Origin of the sequence: Caballeronia grimmiae (assembly GCF_022879615.1) — a bacterium.
In the GTDB taxonomy this organism is placed as follows: Bacteria; Pseudomonadota; Gammaproteobacteria; order Burkholderiales; family Burkholderiaceae; genus Caballeronia; species Caballeronia grimmiae.
In genome coordinates this window covers 195,579-211,374 of sequence record NZ_CP084273.1, presented here as the reverse complement: position 1 = coordinate 211,374, position 15,796 = coordinate 195,579, and the positions used below count along the sequence as shown (strand labels likewise).

Here is a 15,796-nt window from a genome sequence, read left to right as displayed (position 1 = left end):
GGAGACGATGCGGTTACAGGGAAAAATAGCGATCATCACCGGAGCGGGACAAGGCATCGGCGCGGCGACGGCATTGAAGTTCGCACGCGAAGGCGCGATCGTCGCGGCGTGCGACCTGAACCACGATGCGGTCACGCGCGTCGTCGATGCCTGCCGGGAAGCGGGCGGCCAGGCGAGCGCGTTGTGCCTCGACATGTCGGATCGTGCGCGCGTCGATGACATGGTGGCTGCGGTGCGCGAGCAACACGGACGTATCGACGTGCTCGTGAACAACGCGGGCATCACCCGGGATGCGCGCTTGCAGAAGATGACCATCGAACAGTTCGATGCGGTCATCGACGTGAATCTGCGCGCCGTGTTCCATGCGACGCAGGCGGTCGCGGACCACATGGTCGCGCGGGGGTCGGGCGTGATCCTGAATGCGAGTTCGGTCGTCGGCATCTATGGCAACTTCGGGCAGACCAACTACGCCGCCGCGAAGTTCGGCGTGATCGGCTTCACGAAGACGTGGAGCCGTGAGCTTGGGCCCAAGGGCGTGCGCGTGAATGCGGTCGCGCCGGGCTTCATCGATACGCCGATTCTCGCCACCATCCCCGAAGAAGTGCTGGCGAAGATGCGCGCGCAAGTGCCGCTCGGCCGTCTCGGCAAGCCTGAGGAAATCGCGAATATCTACGCGTTTCTCGCAAGCGACGAAGCCAGTTACATCAACGGCGCGGTCATCGAAGCGTCGGGCGGCATGACGCTCTGACCTGGCGGCATCTTCAACGTAACAAGGCACTGGCAGCATGAATACATTCGATTTATTGAAGCCCGCGCCGGGACTGCGCGTCGTCGTGTCGGGCGCGGCGAGCGGCATCGGCGCGGCGATTGCCGAGGCGTTCATTCAGGCGGACGCGCAGGTTTTCATCTGCGACGTCGATGCTTCGGCGGTCGAGAAGGCGAAGGCGGGTGAGCCGCTACTGCACGCGAGCGTCGCGGATGTGGCGAACATCGAACAGGTGGATGCCGTCATCGACGATGCGCGCCGCACGCTCGGCGGAATCGATTTGCTCGTGAACAACGCGGGCATCGCGGGGCCGACGGGCGCGATCGAGGACATGGACCCGGCGCAGTGGGAACGCACCATCACGACCAACCTCAACAGCCAGTTCTACTTTCTGCGGCGCACGGTGCCGGTGCTGAAGGAGACATCGGACCGCGCCGGCATCATCGCGATGGCGTCGGTGGCGGGCCGGCTCGGCTATGCGTTCCGCACGCCCTACGCGGCGACGAAATGGGCGATCGTCGGGCTCGTGAAGTCGCTCGCCGTCGAACTCGGCCCGAGCGATATCCGCGTGAACGCCATCCTGCCGGGCGTGGTGCAGGGCGAGCGCATGGACCGCGTGATCGCGGCGCGCGCCGAATCGCTCGGCATCGGCTTCGATGAAATGCGGCAGCAGTATTTGCAGCGCATCTCGCTGCGCCGCATGGTGACCGTCGACGATATTGCCGCGATGACGCTGTTCCTCGCATCGCCGGCGGCGCGCAATATCACCGGTCAGGCGATCAGCGTGGATGGCAACGTCGAGTATCTGTGATGCTTTGCCGCTGCGATAACTTCATACGATTCATATCGCACACCGAACCCTAAACTTCTGCATTGCCGTGCCGAAATAGCGGTGTAACCGATTGCGCCATGCGCCCCTTATGCGTTACAACGATCCGACCATAAGGGCGCTTCGACGCTGGCACACACCGCCGCATGCATGCATTAGGCCGGCGCGGCATTTCATCTTGGAGACGGGGGAATGAGGGTTCGGGCAACGGCGCTGCTGGTGCGCCAACACGCGGTGCTGCTCGTCAAGGAACGCGGCGGCCCGTGGTTTCTGCCGGGAGGCGATCTCCGTCCCGGCGAGCTGGCAATGGCCGCGGCGATTCGAGAGCTCCACGAGGAAGCGTGCGTTGAAGCGAGCGCGGCCGCTTTCTTGTGGCAGCACGTCTCGGCTCATCACATGCATCAGGTTTTCCGCGTCGCCGTTCCCGGCGATGCCCGGCCGCGTGCGAACGTGCGTGCGGGTATCGACGACCTACGCTGGGTCGAGCTTTCGCAGCTTGCCCGCATGTCCGTGACGCCTGGCACGCGGGCAATCCTCGAACGCGCGGCCGGCGTCACCGGCAGCGTGTCGCGGCCCGACTGGCGCGGCAGCGCGGGAGCGTCGCCGGGGTTCTGAGGATTCGGCGCTTGCGTTAGGATCGGCATGTTGCGCGGTGCATCGCGCATTACGGGAAGTGTCTCCGCAGCGAGGAGATATTCATCGCCGCCGATCCAACCACGCTTTATGACCGACCTCATCCCATCTTCGCTGTTCGACGAAGTCAGGCGGCTGATCGATTCAGCGCGCGAACGTGCCGCCGCCGCCGTCAACGCCGAACTGACGCTGCTTTACTGGCAGATCGGAAGCCGCGTGCGCGCCGAAGTGCTGCGCGGCGCGCGGGCCGAATACGGCCGGCAAGTCGTCGCGACGCTCGCGCGTGAGCTCAGCGCCCGCTATGGACGCGGCTGGAGCGACAAGCAATTGCGCCATTGCATCCGCCTGGCCGAAGTTTTCGCCGACGAGCAAAGTGTCTCCGCAGTGCGGAGACAATTGAGCTGGACGCATCTCAAGACCCTCATCTATATCGACGATCCGCTCAAGCGCGACTTCTACATCGAGCTGGCGCGCGTCGAACGCTGGTCGTCGCGGCAGTTGCAGGAACGCATCCAGTCGATGCTTTTCGAGCGCAGCGCCATCTCCCGCAAGCCGCAGGACGCCATCGCGCACGATCTCGCCGTGATGCGCGATGAAGGGCGCGTCGCACCCGAGACGCTCCTGAAAGACCCGTATGTGCTGGACTTTCTCGGCCTCAACGACCATTACCTCGAAAAAGACCTCGAAGACGCGATTCTTCGGGAGATGGAGCAATTTCTGCTGGAGCTCGGCGCGGGTTTCACGTTCGTCGCGCGCCAGAAGCGCTTGCAGATCGACGAGGACGATTTCTACATCGACCTGCTGTTCTACAACCGCAAGCTGAGACGGCTCGTCGCGATCGAACTGAAGCTCGGCGCGTTCAAGGCCGAGTACAAGAGCCAGATGGAGCTTTATCTGCGCTGGCTCGCGAAGCACGAGCAGGAACCGGACGAGTTGCCGCCGCTCGGCATCATCCTGTGCGCGGGCAAGAAGCAGGAGCAGATCGAGTTGCTGGAGCTGAACAAGAGCGGCATCCACGTGGCGGAGTATCTGACCGTGCTGCCGCCGCGCGAGACGCTGGAGGCGAAATTGCACCAGTCGATCGAAGCGGCGCGGTCCAGGTTGCTCGACAAAAATGTGGAATAACTTCCTGTTTCGTCGCGTGTGCAACGTTTTCGTCCGGCGAAATTCGGGAAGCCTTGCCAAGTTGTTGGATAATTCGTCCTTTCGTCCGGCACCCCGTGCCCGATGCCTGTAACTTGAGGCGTTTATGTTTACTGAAGCAGACACCATCACCGATGAAGAAGTCATCTCGATCGCCCAGCGTCTGACCGACGAAGGGCGGCCGGTCACCCCCGTCACCGTCTGGTCGGAGCTGCGGCGTGGATCGGCCGTATCGATTGCTGCCGCCTTGCAGCGCTGGCGCGACGCCAGCCAGCCCGCGATGCCCGCGGCGCAACTTCCCGCCGAGATGCCGCACGAATTCGCCGACGCGCTGCTGAACGCGGCGCACCGGATCCGGAAGGCGTCCTGGGACGACGCGCACAGCGCGATCGCGCAGCACACCGACAGCCTGAGCCAGCGGCTGCAAACGGCGCTCGCCGAGCGCGACGAAGCGCTCGCGGTGTATCAGACGGCCGAAGGCGCCGCCGCCGACGTGCGCCGCCAGCACGACGACCTGACGCGCGGTCTGCGCGCTTCCGAGGAGACCGTCGCGCGCCTGCAGGCGCAGCTTGCCGGGGCCACGGAGCGCGCGGAGGCATCGCAGGCGCGTGCGGCGGAACTCGCGGAACGCACGTCGACGCAGGATGCCGTGCTCGCCGCCGCGCGCATGTCGCTCGACGAGGAGCGCAAGGCGCGCGAAGCGTTGAAGGCCGAAGTGACGGCGAAGAGCGAAGAGATCGGCCGCCTCGCTCGCGAGCGCGACGAAGCCCGCGAGGAAAGCGCGGCGAAATCCCAACAGGCGGAGCGGGCGACGCACGAGGCGCAGGAAAGCGCAGCCCGAATCGCCGCGCTGGAAGCCGAGCTGCAGGCAGCGCGCGCCGAACTCGCGACCGAACGCGAAGCGCACACGGCGCGCAACGCCGACGCCGCCGCGTGGGACGAAGAGCTGCAGCGCGTCAAGCACGAGCTGGACGAAACGCGCACACAAAATGACGGAAGCCGTGCGCGCGTCGCGGAGCTGGAAGCCGAGCTTGCAGCGAATCATGAAGTGAATGCCGCGCGTCAGGCCGAGGCATCGGCGCGAGAAGAAGCCTTGCAGCGCGCCACCCGCGAACTCGAAGAAGCGCGCGCGCAGATCGACGAAAACCGGTCGCGCGTCGCCGCGCTGGAAGCCGAGCTCGCCACCGAACGCGAAGCGAATGCGGCGCATGGCGTGCAGGCATCGGCGGGACAGGAAACGCTCGCGCGCATCAGCCGCGAACTCGACGAAGCCCGCGCGCAGCTCAACGCCGCCAACGAAGAAAAGCCCGCTGCACAAGCCGAACTGGCGCGCGTGTCGCAAGAAGCCGCCGCCGCCGTGACGCGAGCGGACGAGGCGCAGCAGCAAGCGGCGCGGCTCGCGGAACAACTCGCCGAGCGCGAAAAGAGCGAAGCCGCCATGCGCGACGAACTGCGCGATCACAAGATCGCATTGCAGACCGCGGGCACGGCCAAGGAAGAGGAGCTTGCCGCCTTGCAGCGCCGCCTTTCGGCGCAGGCGCAGACGCACTCGAAGGCCTACGACGAGCTTCGTGCCAACGCCGAGCAATGGGTCACGTATGCACGCGACCTCAAGCAGCGTCTCGATGTAGCCAACGAGAAGATTCTCTTCATCGATGCCCGCAGCACCGGCGAAGTCGCGTTGCTGCGCCGTCTTTCGACGGAGCTCGAGCGCCTGAAGCCCGATCACGAACTGGTGTTCCGGGAGGCGCAGCAGCGCGTCATCGGCGACAAGATCGCGCAGCAGCTTGCGCAAAAGGGCTATCGCTACGATCCGGCGACGGCGGTCATGTCGAAGATCGAAGGCTAAGGCCGATGTCCCGCGCGCATCGCTCCGGCTTATTGCGGGAGCGATGCGCGTCGCGGACGTGATGTGAGACCATACGCACGAGCCTTGCCACGCAAAGGACCGTTCATATGGAAAGAACCGACCTCGCCGGCGTCTACCGCGCCTACATTGCCTGCCTGAACGAACAGAACTGGCAGATGCTCGGCGCCTTCGTTCACGACGACCTCCGTTACAACGGCCAGCCCATTCACCTCGCCGATTACCGGCAGATGCTCGAACGGGACTTCCGGCAAATCCCCGACCTTCGCTTCGACATTCGGCTTCTCACCGCCGATCCCCCTTATGTTGCGAGCCGCCTGTGGTTCGACTGCACGCCGGCGCGCGATTTTCTCGGCCTCGCCATCGACGGCAAGCGGGTTGCGTTCGCGGAGAACGTGTTCTACGAGTTTCGCGAGCGGAAGATCGTCGAGGTGTGGTCCGTGATCGACAAGGCCGCCATCGAAGCCCAGCTTCGCACGCTCTCATGATCGACGCCTCCTGCCATTGCGGCGCGGTGAGCTTCACCGTCGACGCCCCGCCCGACGAAGTCAACGCCTGCGATTGCTCCCTGTGCCGGCGATACGGCGCGCGCTGGGCCTACTACGATCCGTCGCGCGTGCGCTTTGCGCCCGACTGCGGCCCGACCGATATCTACATGTGGGGCCCGCGCAGGCTCGAGTTTCATCGCTGCGCATCGTGCGGATGCGTGACGCACTGGCGCGCGGTGGATCCCGGCCGGCCCGTCATGGGCATCAACACACGGATGATGCCGCCCGGCGCGCTGGCGAACGCACGCGTGCACAGGAACGGCGAACCCATCGGCTGACGCGGTCCGACTCTTGCGGAGCGCGATGACAGCAGGGCGTGATGATAGACTCGATCCGTTCCGCGGCCGCCCGTGCTCGGCGCTGCCCGAATCCAACGCAACGACAGCAAAACAGCAAAGAAAACAAGCATGAAACGTTTCTCGATGATTCGCGATTTCCATCTCGCCGACTGGTTCACACTGGGCAACGCGGTCTGCGGCACGGGCGCCCTGTTCTCGACGATCAGCTACATCGACGATTCCGACGTCATGCATATCTATCTTGCGTGCGCGCTCGTGTTCGCGGCGCTCGTGTTCGATGTGCTCGACGGCCGCATCGCGCGGTGGCGTCAGAAGGCGTCGCTGTTGGGCAAGGAACTGGATTCCCTCGCCGACGTAATTTCGTTCGGCGTCGCGCCGGCGATCATCGGCTATGGATGCGGCATGCGCGGCCTTTACGACCGCGTGATGCTGGCGTACTTCGTGGCGTGCGGCGTGTCGCGTCTCGCGCGCTACAACGTGACGACCGAAGAGATGTCCGGCAGCGCCGGCAAGGTCACGCATTTCGAGGGCACGCCGATTCCCACATCGTTCGCGATCGTGCTGATGCTCGGCATCGCCGCCTGGTTCGATGCGCTCGGGCCGCGCATGTGGTTCGGTGAATGGCGCATCGCCGGTTTCACGCTGCATCCGCTCGTGCTCGTCTACGCCATCTCCGGCTCGCTGATGATCAGCCGCATCCGCATTCCGAAGCCGTAAGTCTCTCTGCGGGCGCTATCAAGTTTCGATTAGCCCCGCCGTTTACACGTGGATGAAAGGGCGCGGCATATTTGCCGCGTCCATCCCCAGGCGCCAGGCTCGCCGCGTCGACGCACACGTCGCACGCGGCACTCCCACTGCGGCAAACGGGAATCTCATGGACCCGTTTCGAGAGCCCATCCACGTAATGCAATTCATCCGCATGACCGCGAGCCTGGCTGGCGCAGTAGCCGCGCTCGTCTTGTATACGCCGTCCGCCCTCGCCGACGATTCCCCGGACGCGCCGGAGCTGCCGGCCGTGCCGCTCACCAGCGGCAAGCTGCTGCTCACGGGCGGCGTGTCGCAAATTGAAGGCGCGGCGGGCGGCGGTCTCGCGCCGTGGGCCGTCATCGGCGGCTACGGCACGGCACGCCAGCTTGGCGCGAATGTTCACGGCGCCTACGTCCACACGCAGGACTACGCGCTCGGCTCGTGGGGCTTGACCGTGGGCGTGGCGAACCGCGTCGAGTTCTCGCTTGCCCGCCAGCGTTTCGATACGCGTGATGCCGGCGCGAAGCTCGGCCTCGGCGAAGGCTACGCGTTCAATCAGAACATCTTCGGCCTGAAAGTGCGTCTTTTCGGCGATGCCGTGCTCGACCAGGACACATGGATGCCGCAGGTCGCCGCAGGCATCCAGTTCAAGCACAACGAAGAGGGCGGCGTGCTGAAGGCCATCGGCGCGGCGAGCAATTCGGGCACGGACTTCTATCTGTCCGCGACGAAGCTGCTGCTCGCGCAAAGCCTGCTGCTCAACGGCACCGTGCGCTTCACGAAGGCGAACCAGTTCGGCTTGCTGGGATTCGGGGGCGACAAATCGAACGCGTACAAGCCGGAATTCGAATCGTCGGTGGCGTATCTGTTGACGAAGAACATCGCGATCGGCGCCGAATACCGCATGAAGCCCGACAACCTCTCGTTCGCCCGCGAACAGGATGCCTACGATGCGTTCGTCGCGTGGGCGCCCAACAAGCACGTGTCGCTGACGGCCGCGTATGTGTCGCTCGGCGAGATCGCGACCATCCGGAATCAGCGCGGGCTCTACGTTTCGCTTCAGGCGGGCTTCTGATGATGACCATGACCATTCGACACGCCGCGCTCGCGGCCTGCCTGCTCGCCGCATTGACGAGCATGAGCGCCCGCGCGCAGGACGACGCGCTGTACCGGCAATTCGGGGAGAAGGAAGGGCTCGTGCGCATCGTCGACGACATGTACGCGAGCGTAACGGTCGATCCGCGCACCGCGCCGTACTTCGAGAACGCGCCGATCGGGCGCATCAAGACCAAGCTCGTCGAGCAGTTCTGCGTGCTGCTCGATGGCCCGTGCGTCTACACCGGCCGCCCGATGCGACGCTCGCATGAAGGCCAGAACATCGATCGGGCGGCGTTCAATGCGCTCGTCGAAGACTTGCAGGCTGCGATGGACAAGAACGGCGTGCCGTTTCACGCGCAGAACAAGCTGCTCGCGAAGCTCGCGCCGATGTACCGCGATGTACAGGACCGTGAATGATGAAAGCCTACCGATTCTTCTTCGCGCCGTTGCTGGCGCTTTGTGCATCGCTTGCGCAGGCGGCGAGCGTGCATGTTCAGGTCGTCGATCAGGCGGGCGCGCCCGTCCCCGATGCCGTGGTCTATGCGACGCCCGTGGCCGGCAAGCCGCCCGCGACGAAGCCGGCCGGCGCGATCATCGATCAGGTGAAGCGGCGTTTCGTGCCGCTCGTGTCCGTGGTGCAGACGGGCGCGTCGGTGACGTTTCCGAACAAGGACAACATCGAGCATGACGTGTACTCGTTCTCGCCCGCGAAGCGTTTCGAGCTGAACCTGTATCACGGCATTCCGTCGAATCCGGTCGTGTTCGACAAGCCCGGCCTCGTCGTGATGGGCTGCAATATCCACGACCAGATGGTGTCGTATCTGCTCATCGTCGATACGCCGTGGTTCGCGAAGACCGATGCAAAGGGCATGGCCGTCATCGACAACCTGCCCGCCGATGCGCTCAAGCTCTCCGCATGGCATTTCCGTCTGGGCGATCCGAACGCGCAGCCGACGCAGAAGATCAACGCTGCGGCGGACGTGTCCGCGAAGTTCGCGCTGCAACTGAGGCCCGCCGAATAGCATGCGCCTGCACAGCCTGCGGGCGCGCATCGCGCTCGTGTTCGTTGTTCTGATGCTCGCCGCGCAGGCTGCGGCATACGTCGTCATTAACTCAGTCATCCTGAAGAATGCGCACGAGAGCGCGGAACAGCAATTGTCGGTGGCGGAGCGCGTCTTCGGGCAAGTGCAGCGCGGCAATAGCCAGCAGTTGACGCAGGCCGCCAGCGTGGCCGCGTCGGACTTCGGCTTTCGCGAGGCGGTCGCGACGCACGACAGCAAGACCGTCGCTTCCGCGCTTCAGAATCACGGCGATCGCATTCATGCGGCCGTGGTGATGCTCGTGGATCTCGACGGCAAGCTCATCGCCGATAACGAAGGCGCGGCGCACGAAGGCATGGCGTTTCCGTTTCCGCACCTGATTCGCGCGGTCGCGCAAAAGGGCGATGCGTCGTCGTTCGGCATTATCGGCGGCAAGGCGTATCAGCTCGTCGCGGTGCCGGTGAAGGCGCCGATCGTCATCGCGTGGGTGGTGATGGGCTTCGCCATCGACGACGCCCTCGCACGCGAGATGAGTTCGCTGACATCGCTGGATGTGTCGTTCCTCACCGTCGACGCACGCGGCCGCTGGGACGTGGTCGCCAGCTCGCTGCCCGATGCGTCGCGCGCCAAGCTGACCGATCAGGCGCAACTGGCCGAAGATGGTTACGCCACGCGCGTGGTGCGTCTGCATTCCGAGGGGCGCACGGTGGTGGTGCTGCTCGAACGTTCGCTGAAGGAAGCGCTCGCGCCGTTTCACCGGCTGCAATCGACGTTGCTGCTGATCACGATACTCGGCGTGATGGTGTCGATCGTCGGCAGCATGTTGACGGCGCGCTCGGTGACGCGGCCGCTGGCGGCGCTCGCGCGCTTCTCGCGCCGCGTCGGGCAGGGCGATTACAGCGGCGCCATCGAGGTGCGTCATCAGGACGAGATTGGCGAACTGGCGAACGCGTTCAATCAGATGCAGGAGGGTATCGTCGAGCGCGAGCGGCGCATCACCGAGCTTGCGTACATGGACCGGCTCACGGGCTTGCCGAATCGCGCGTTGTTCGCCGACCGTCTGCACCGGGCGATCGCCGCCGCGGGACAAACGCGCCAGCCGTTGTCCGTGATGATGATGGACCTCGACCGCTTCAAGCTCGTGAACGATACGCTCGGGCATCCGATCGGCGACATGCTGCTGTGCGAAGTCGCCGGGCGTTTGCGTGCGGCGCTGCATCAGCCGACGGACACGGTCGCGCGTCTCGGCGGCGACGAGTTCGCGGTGCTCCTGCCGGACAGCGATCTCGCGGCGGCGCGCGTCGTCGCGGCGCGCATGCTGCGTGCGCTGGAAGAGCCGATCACGATCGAAGGGCAGCTCGTCGATGTCGGCGCGAGCATCGGCATCGTGAGTTTTCCGGACAACGGCACGGACATGAACGTGCTTTTGCGACGCGCCGATATCGCGATGTACGTCGCCAAGCGCGCGAACCTCGGCCACGCGCTCTACGACGAGCGGCACGATCACAACAGCGCCGAGCGTCTTTCGCTGATGGGCGAGCTACGGCAGGCCGTCGAGCACGATCAGCTCACGCTCCACTATCAGCCGAAGGTGGACCTGGCGACGCATCGCGTGAAGTATGTGGAAGCGCTCGTGCGCTGGGACCACCCGACGCGCGGCTTCGTGTCGCCCGACCAGTTCATTCCGTTCGCCGAGCAAACCGGCTACATCAAGACCATTACGCGCTGGGTGGCGGACAAGGCCATCGCGCAGTGCGCCGCGTGGCAGGCACAGGGCATCGAGCTTGCGGTATCGGTGAACGTGTCGGCGCGCGAGCTGATCTTGTCGTCGTTGCCCGACATGTTCCTCGGCCTGCTTGCGAAGCATGGCGTGTCGCCCGATTGCATATGGATCGAGATTACCGAGAGCGCGATCATGGACGATCCGAATCACGCGATCGAAACGCTAGACCGTCTGCATGCGCTCGGCATTCACTTGTCCATCGACGACTTCGGTACGGGTTATTCGTCGCTTTCATATCTGAAGCGCATGCCTGTGGATGAGCTGAAGATCGACAAGTCCTTCGTGATGGGCATGGCGCATCACAAGGACGACGAGACCATCGTGCGATCGACGATCGATCTCGGGCACAACATGGGTCTGAAGGTCGTGGCCGAAGGCGTGGAAAACGAGGCGATGATGCTGCGTCTCAAGGCGCTCGGATGCGATCTCGCGCAGGGCTATCATCTAAGCCGGCCGTTGCCGCCGGCGAGACTCGTCGACTGGCTTGCTGCATGGCCAGCGCAAGCCGGCGCCGCGGCTGAATCGCCACTGCCTGCTTAAGCTGCTTCACTCGCTGCACGCCCGCATAACGATGCAAAAGACCCGGGCCATGCAGCGCACCGAGCCACTTCGTCTCTGGCGCAGCAACAGTTGCGACGCCTGTTCATCGCGCTGGCTGCGCCTTTCAACGCGGCACTCACTGGCGGCGGGTTTTCAACATCGTTCTATATGACGGCGTAGGTCCCGGCTTTACACGAGCAACGAGGACGAATACCGCGCGTTGATGACCAACGGCGTGAACTACGCGAAGGAGTTCAACCTGGTGCCGGGCATGGCGCTGACTGCCGCGCAGATGGATGCGTTGACGAGCGACATCGTATGGCTCGTCGAGCAGACCGTGACATTGCCGGACGGCACGACACAGCATGTGCTTGCGCCGGTTGTGTATCTCGCGCAGGCTCACGCCAACGACCTGCTGCCCACCGGCGCCTTGATCGCGGCAGATGACGTCGAAATCCACGCGGCGGGCAGTGTGACGAATAGCGGCGTGATCAAAGGCGGCACGCAGACGGTCATTAGCGCGACCGATATCCTGAATCGTGGCGGCATGATCGGCAGTTCGTCGGCCAATGGCACGACGGTTGTGTCGGCGACAAACGACATCACGAATGCGTCGGGCCGCATCACGGGCAATCGTGTCGCGGTGCTCGCGGGTCACGACATCGTGAACACGACATTGACCGATGCGGCGGGCGTGACATCGACCGCGGGCGACAGCCGCGTCCAGCAGACGCTTGTCGGCGCGCAAGGCTCGATCGACTCGACCGGCGATATGCTGATCGGCGCGGGCCACGATCTGACGGTGCATGGTGCGACCATCGCGGCGGGCGGCAATGGGCAGATCGCGGCGGCCAATAACCTGCTCGTGGATGCGGTGCAGTCCAATACGTCGCAATCGGTGACGAAGAACGCGGACCATCACTGGGAAGAGAACACGACGCTCAACCAGACGAGCGGCATCAGCGCGGGCGGCAGCCTCGCGATGCAAAGCGGCAATGACATGACGTTCAAGGGCGCGCGGGTCAGCGCCGGACAGGACATGGCGGTAGTCGCAGGCGGCAATCTCACGGCGACGACAGTGACCGATTCGCTGAAGTTCGACAACGTCGCCACTGATGATCGCGACAAGCGCATCGAGCATAACTACGATGAGCAGGCCGTGGGCACGAGCTTCGCGGCGGGTGGCAGCGCGACGCTGGCGGCCATTTCGACGGACAAGACCAAGGGTAACGTGATGCTCACGGGCTCATCGCTATCCGCGGACACGGGTGCGGCAAACATTCTCGCGACGGGCAATGTCTCGCTCAACGAAGCTCGAGAAGAGCACGACAGCTACACGTATGTGCATTCCGAGCGTGGCAGCATCGTCAACAAGACGACCGCCAACGACAGCGTCGATATCAAATCGAACGATGCAGTGGGGAGCCTCGTCAGCGGCAACACGGTCGGCATCGCCGCGGGCAAGGACATCACGATACAGGGCAGCGACGTGGTGGCGACGCATGACATGGCGATGGCGGCGCTGGGCAACGTGAACATCACTGCCGCGCAGAGCCAATACCACGACGTCGAGCAACACGAAGTCAAGAAGTCGGGGATATCGGGCAGCGGCGGCATCGGTGTGTCGATCGGTTCGAGTGAGCAGAAAGCCAGCTATGACGCCAGCGCCGTTACCGAAAGCCAGTCGCGCAGCACGATAGGAAGCGTGCAGGGCAACGTGTCGATTTCGGCAGGTAAGGATCTGCATATCGGCGGCAGCGACGTGATCGCGGGACGTGCAGCGGACGATGTAGCGGGCGTTGGCGGCAACATCGCGCTAAAGGGGCAGAACGTCATGATCGATCCGGGCCTGGACAACGCGCGTTCACACGAGCACGAGGAAGCGCGCGCGAGCGGCATGACCGTCGGCATCACCGGCACACCGCTCCATACCGCGCGCAACGTGAAAGACGACGCATCGTCGGGCACGACGCCTCAACGCGCACAACGCGTCGGCGCAGAACTGGCGGCAAGCGCGATGGATACCCCTTCGGTCACCATGACCATCAGCCATAGCAGCAGTTCGAACACGACGGACGTATCGAGCGTGACGAATAGCGGCAGCGCCATTCGCGGTGCGGGCGACGTGAGTGTGATGGCCACCGGCGGCGGCGTGCGCGACGCAAGCGGGCACGCGCTCGATGGCGACATCACGGTGACGGGCTCGACGATCACGGCGGGCGGCACTGCGACGCTCGATGCAAACCGCGACGTCACGCTGCAGGCATCGACGGATCGCTTGCTGCAGGACACGCAATCGAGCAGTTCGAGTTCGAGCTTGCAGATTGCAAGCCCGAGTCTTGGCGACGCGGCGCGCTGGGTCGGCGGCGGGGCGAATAACAGCGGCGTGAGCGCTTCGCCGTACAACGCGTCGAGTGGCCACAGCAATAGTAACGGCGCGTCGACGACGCAAACGGCGTCGGTGGTGACGGGCAATAATGTCTCGATCACCAGCCGCACTGGCGACGTGAACGTGATCGGCTCGGGCGTCGCGGGCACGCAAGGCGTGGATTTGCTGGCAAGCCAAGGCGCGATCAACGTGCTGGCGGGGCTTGAAACGAGCACTAACCATCGAGACGAAAGTCATCACCAGTTTGGCGATCTGGGCAGCAACGGCACGGGTACGGTGATGCACCAGGGCAGCGCGCTTGCGGGAACCAATGTGACGATCGTAGCGACGGGCAGCGGCGCAAAGGATGCGGCAGGCTACGCAGCCGATGGCGACATCAACTCGCGCGGCACGACGATCACCAGCAAGAATGCGACGATGGCGGCCGCGCGTGATGTGAACCTTCTCAGTGCGCAAGAAGCGAGTCAGCAAAGCGGTAGCAACAGCAGCAGCAATGCCAGCATCGGCGTAGGTCTGGGCATTGGCGGCACGCAAAACGGCTTCACGCTGGAACTGGCGGCCAGTGGCACGAAAGGCCATGCGAACGGCAACGGCGTGACGCATCAGAGTACGCAGGTCAATGTGGGCGAGACACTGACGATTACAAGCGGACGCGACACGAACCTGATTGGCGCGGAAGCGGCGGGTAGGACGGTGGACGTGAGCGTGGGGCGCGATCTGACGATCCGAAGCGAGCAGGACACGAATCAATACAACAGCCAGCAATCGGGGGCGGGGTTCCAGGCGAGTCTGTGCGTGCCGCCCTTCTGTTATGGGCAGACGGTGAGCGGCAGCGCGAGCGCGAGCAAGGCCAACATCGATTCGAATTTCGAATCGGTGAATCGTCAGAGCGGTCTCTATGCGGGCGATGGCGGGTTCAACGTCAACGTTCAAGGGCACACGCAGCTTGACGCTGGCGCTATCGCGAGCACGGCGGCGGCAGAACGGAACGCGCTGTCGATGGGGACGTTTGGGTACAGCGACTTGCAGAACCATGCGGACTCCACCGGTACGTCAGTGAATTTTGGCGGCAGCACGGCTATGGACAGCGGGGCGTCCACTCACCCGGGAATCGCTGGACTTGCGCCGACGGGTTTTGGCGCGGCGGGCACGAGCAGCAGCGCATCGGGGACGACCTACGCAGTGGTGGGTCCAGCTACGATCACGGTGCGGGATGACGCGAGCACGGGCCGCGACAGCACAGCGGGTCTGAGCCGGGATGCGGCGCATGCCAACGGGTCGGTATACGATAAGTTCGATGCTCAGAAGATGGCCGACGACATCGCGGTCCAGCAGGCCGCGGTGCAGGTCGGCATGACGGTCGCGGGAGCCGTGGCCGGCAGACTGGAGGAAAACAATTCAACGATGTGGGACGACCGTGGCGTGGGGCGCGAAGCGTTGCACGCGGGCATGGCGGCAGCGGCAGCGGCGCTGGGCGGCGGCAACGTGGCGGGCGCGATCGGAGGCACTGTTGCGGGCGATCTCGCCTCGGGCGCGGTAAGCGATGCGATGGGCGGCGGTGCGGGCAGCACGCTGATGGGCAATATCGCGGCAGGCGCGGCGGGTGCGGCGGCAGGTGCCGCGATCGGGAGCCGGGCGGCGCGATGAGCGGGGCCAACGGTGCGTTGGGGGCTGACGTGTATAACGGCCAAGGTCACCGCAAGGAGCGGGACGAACGACCGGGCCATGAGAACACAGCGGGTAATGACGTTACGGACGCCCACCTGAACATTCTGCCGACGGCTGGCGGTCCGATGTCGAAGGATGCGCAGCCCGAGACATTTACGGTCAGTGGCGCCGGAGCGTTCTCAACCTTCGACACGTCCGTGACGCGTCCCGGAAGCAAATATCTCAACGTTGACACAGATGTGTCCGCGGAGCAGTTTTCGGTCAATCTGATGTCGAATGGTTATAAAGTCAATAGTCAAGGTACGAACAAAAATGGAGATTTCACGGTGCTGAGCAACGGTACTTCCACCTACACGATTTACACTCGATCGAGTACTGGAGAAGCCGGCGGTCAGTACTTTGGACCGGGAGGCGGATCCGTGAAGTTCAATCTCAAGGGGAATTGA

14 protein-coding genes are annotated in these 15,796 nt (G+C 64.3%); all 14 read left to right on the top strand.

All coding sequences use genetic code 11. The features are described from left to right. Positions 1-7 precede the first annotated feature (7 nt). The 14 genes from LDZ21_RS20245 (at position 8) to LDZ21_RS20180 (ending at position 15,796) form a co-directional block, all read left to right on the top strand. Positions 8-748, top strand: a complete 741-nt coding sequence (locus LDZ21_RS20245) for a beta-ketoacyl-ACP reductase (protein ID WP_244796680.1) — start codon at positions 8-10, stop codon at positions 746-748. A 37-nt stretch (positions 749-785) separates the two neighbouring features. Further along, on the top strand, positions 786-1,577 hold the full coding sequence (locus LDZ21_RS20240) for an SDR family oxidoreductase (RefSeq protein ID WP_244796477.1): 792 nt from the start codon (positions 786-788) through the stop codon (positions 1,575-1,577). A gap of 210 nt (positions 1,578-1,787) precedes the next feature. Further along, positions 1,788-2,210, top strand: coding sequence for an NUDIX domain-containing protein (locus LDZ21_RS20235; RefSeq protein WP_244796476.1), 423 nt, complete (start codon positions 1,788-1,790; stop codon positions 2,208-2,210). Positions 2,211-2,318: 108 nt separating this feature from the next. Continuing rightward, positions 2,319-3,353 (top strand): PDDEXK nuclease domain-containing protein, encoded by a 1,035-nt coding sequence (locus tag LDZ21_RS20230; protein WP_244796475.1) that lies wholly within the window; start codon positions 2,319-2,321, stop codon positions 3,351-3,353. A gap of 124 nt (positions 3,354-3,477) precedes the next feature. Beyond that, positions 3,478-5,220: a DNA-binding protein gene (locus LDZ21_RS20225; protein WP_244796474.1), complete on the top strand. Its 1,743-nt coding sequence runs from the start codon at positions 3,478-3,480 to the stop codon at positions 5,218-5,220. 107 nt (positions 5,221-5,327) lie between these two features. Further along, positions 5,328-5,726 carry an ester cyclase gene (locus LDZ21_RS20220; RefSeq protein ID WP_244796473.1) on the top strand — a complete coding sequence of 133 codons (399 nt, stop codon included), beginning with the start codon at positions 5,328-5,330 and terminating at the stop codon, positions 5,724-5,726. Further along, complete coding sequence (locus LDZ21_RS20215) at positions 5,723-6,064, top strand: GFA family protein (protein ID WP_244796472.1); 342 nt, start codon at positions 5,723-5,725, stop codon at positions 6,062-6,064. The genes LDZ21_RS20220 and LDZ21_RS20215 overlap by 4 nt, the downstream gene beginning before the upstream one ends. Before the next feature lie 129 nt (positions 6,065-6,193). Then, the gene (gene pssA, locus LDZ21_RS20210) at positions 6,194-6,802 is read left to right on the top strand and encodes a CDP-diacylglycerol--serine O-phosphatidyltransferase (protein WP_035960079.1); all 609 of its coding nucleotides are present in this window, start codon (positions 6,194-6,196) and stop codon (positions 6,800-6,802) included. Positions 6,803-6,959: 157 nt separating this feature from the next. Further along, on the top strand, positions 6,960-7,907 hold the full coding sequence (locus LDZ21_RS20205) for a DUF3034 family protein (protein ID WP_244796471.1): 948 nt from the start codon (positions 6,960-6,962) through the stop codon (positions 7,905-7,907). Next, positions 7,907-8,347 carry a group I truncated hemoglobin gene (locus LDZ21_RS20200; protein ID WP_052005592.1) on the top strand — a complete coding sequence of 147 codons (441 nt, stop codon included), beginning with the start codon at positions 7,907-7,909 and terminating at the stop codon, positions 8,345-8,347. The genes LDZ21_RS20205 and LDZ21_RS20200 overlap by 1 nt, the downstream gene beginning before the upstream one ends. Continuing rightward, a complete protein-coding gene (locus tag LDZ21_RS20195; protein WP_244796470.1) occupies positions 8,344-8,952 on the top strand; it encodes a methylamine utilization protein in 609 nt (202 codons plus the stop codon). The genes LDZ21_RS20200 and LDZ21_RS20195 overlap by 4 nt, the downstream gene beginning before the upstream one ends. Position 8,953: 1 nt before the next feature. After that, a complete protein-coding gene (locus LDZ21_RS20190; protein WP_244796469.1) occupies positions 8,954-11,293 on the top strand; it encodes a putative bifunctional diguanylate cyclase/phosphodiesterase in 2,340 nt (779 codons plus the stop codon). A 223-nt stretch (positions 11,294-11,516) separates the two neighbouring features. Beyond that, positions 11,517-15,329, top strand: a complete 3,813-nt coding sequence (locus LDZ21_RS20185) for a hemagglutinin repeat-containing protein (protein WP_244796468.1) — start codon at positions 11,517-11,519, stop codon at positions 15,327-15,329. Further along, complete coding sequence (locus LDZ21_RS20180; RefSeq protein ID WP_244796467.1) at positions 15,326-15,796, top strand: hypothetical protein; 471 nt, start codon at positions 15,326-15,328, stop codon at positions 15,794-15,796. The genes LDZ21_RS20185 and LDZ21_RS20180 overlap by 4 nt, the downstream gene beginning before the upstream one ends.

Coding starts and splice junctions, on each gene's coding strand:
- LDZ21_RS20245 (WP_244796680.1), top strand. CDS start 8: ATGCGGTTACAGGGAAAAATAGCGATCATCACCGGAGCGGGACAAGGC.
- LDZ21_RS20240 (WP_244796477.1), top strand. CDS start 786: ATGAATACATTCGATTTATTGAAGCCCGCGCCGGGACTGCGCGTCGTC.
- LDZ21_RS20235 (WP_244796476.1), top strand. CDS start 1,788: ATGAGGGTTCGGGCAACGGCGCTGCTGGTGCGCCAACACGCGGTGCTG.
- LDZ21_RS20230 (WP_244796475.1), top strand. CDS start 2,319: ATGACCGACCTCATCCCATCTTCGCTGTTCGACGAAGTCAGGCGGCTG.
- LDZ21_RS20225 (WP_244796474.1), top strand. CDS start 3,478: ATGTTTACTGAAGCAGACACCATCACCGATGAAGAAGTCATCTCGATC.
- LDZ21_RS20220 (WP_244796473.1), top strand. CDS start 5,328: ATGGAAAGAACCGACCTCGCCGGCGTCTACCGCGCCTACATTGCCTGC.
- LDZ21_RS20215 (WP_244796472.1), top strand. CDS start 5,723: ATGATCGACGCCTCCTGCCATTGCGGCGCGGTGAGCTTCACCGTCGAC.
- pssA (WP_035960079.1), top strand. CDS start 6,194: ATGAAACGTTTCTCGATGATTCGCGATTTCCATCTCGCCGACTGGTTC.
- LDZ21_RS20205 (WP_244796471.1), top strand. CDS start 6,960: ATGGACCCGTTTCGAGAGCCCATCCACGTAATGCAATTCATCCGCATG.
- LDZ21_RS20200 (WP_052005592.1), top strand. CDS start 7,907: ATGATGACCATGACCATTCGACACGCCGCGCTCGCGGCCTGCCTGCTC.
- LDZ21_RS20195 (WP_244796470.1), top strand. CDS start 8,344: ATGATGAAAGCCTACCGATTCTTCTTCGCGCCGTTGCTGGCGCTTTGT.
- LDZ21_RS20190 (WP_244796469.1), top strand. CDS start 8,954: ATGCGCCTGCACAGCCTGCGGGCGCGCATCGCGCTCGTGTTCGTTGTT.
- LDZ21_RS20185 (WP_244796468.1), top strand. CDS start 11,517: ATGACCAACGGCGTGAACTACGCGAAGGAGTTCAACCTGGTGCCGGGC.
- LDZ21_RS20180 (WP_244796467.1), top strand. CDS start 15,326: ATGAGCGGGGCCAACGGTGCGTTGGGGGCTGACGTGTATAACGGCCAA.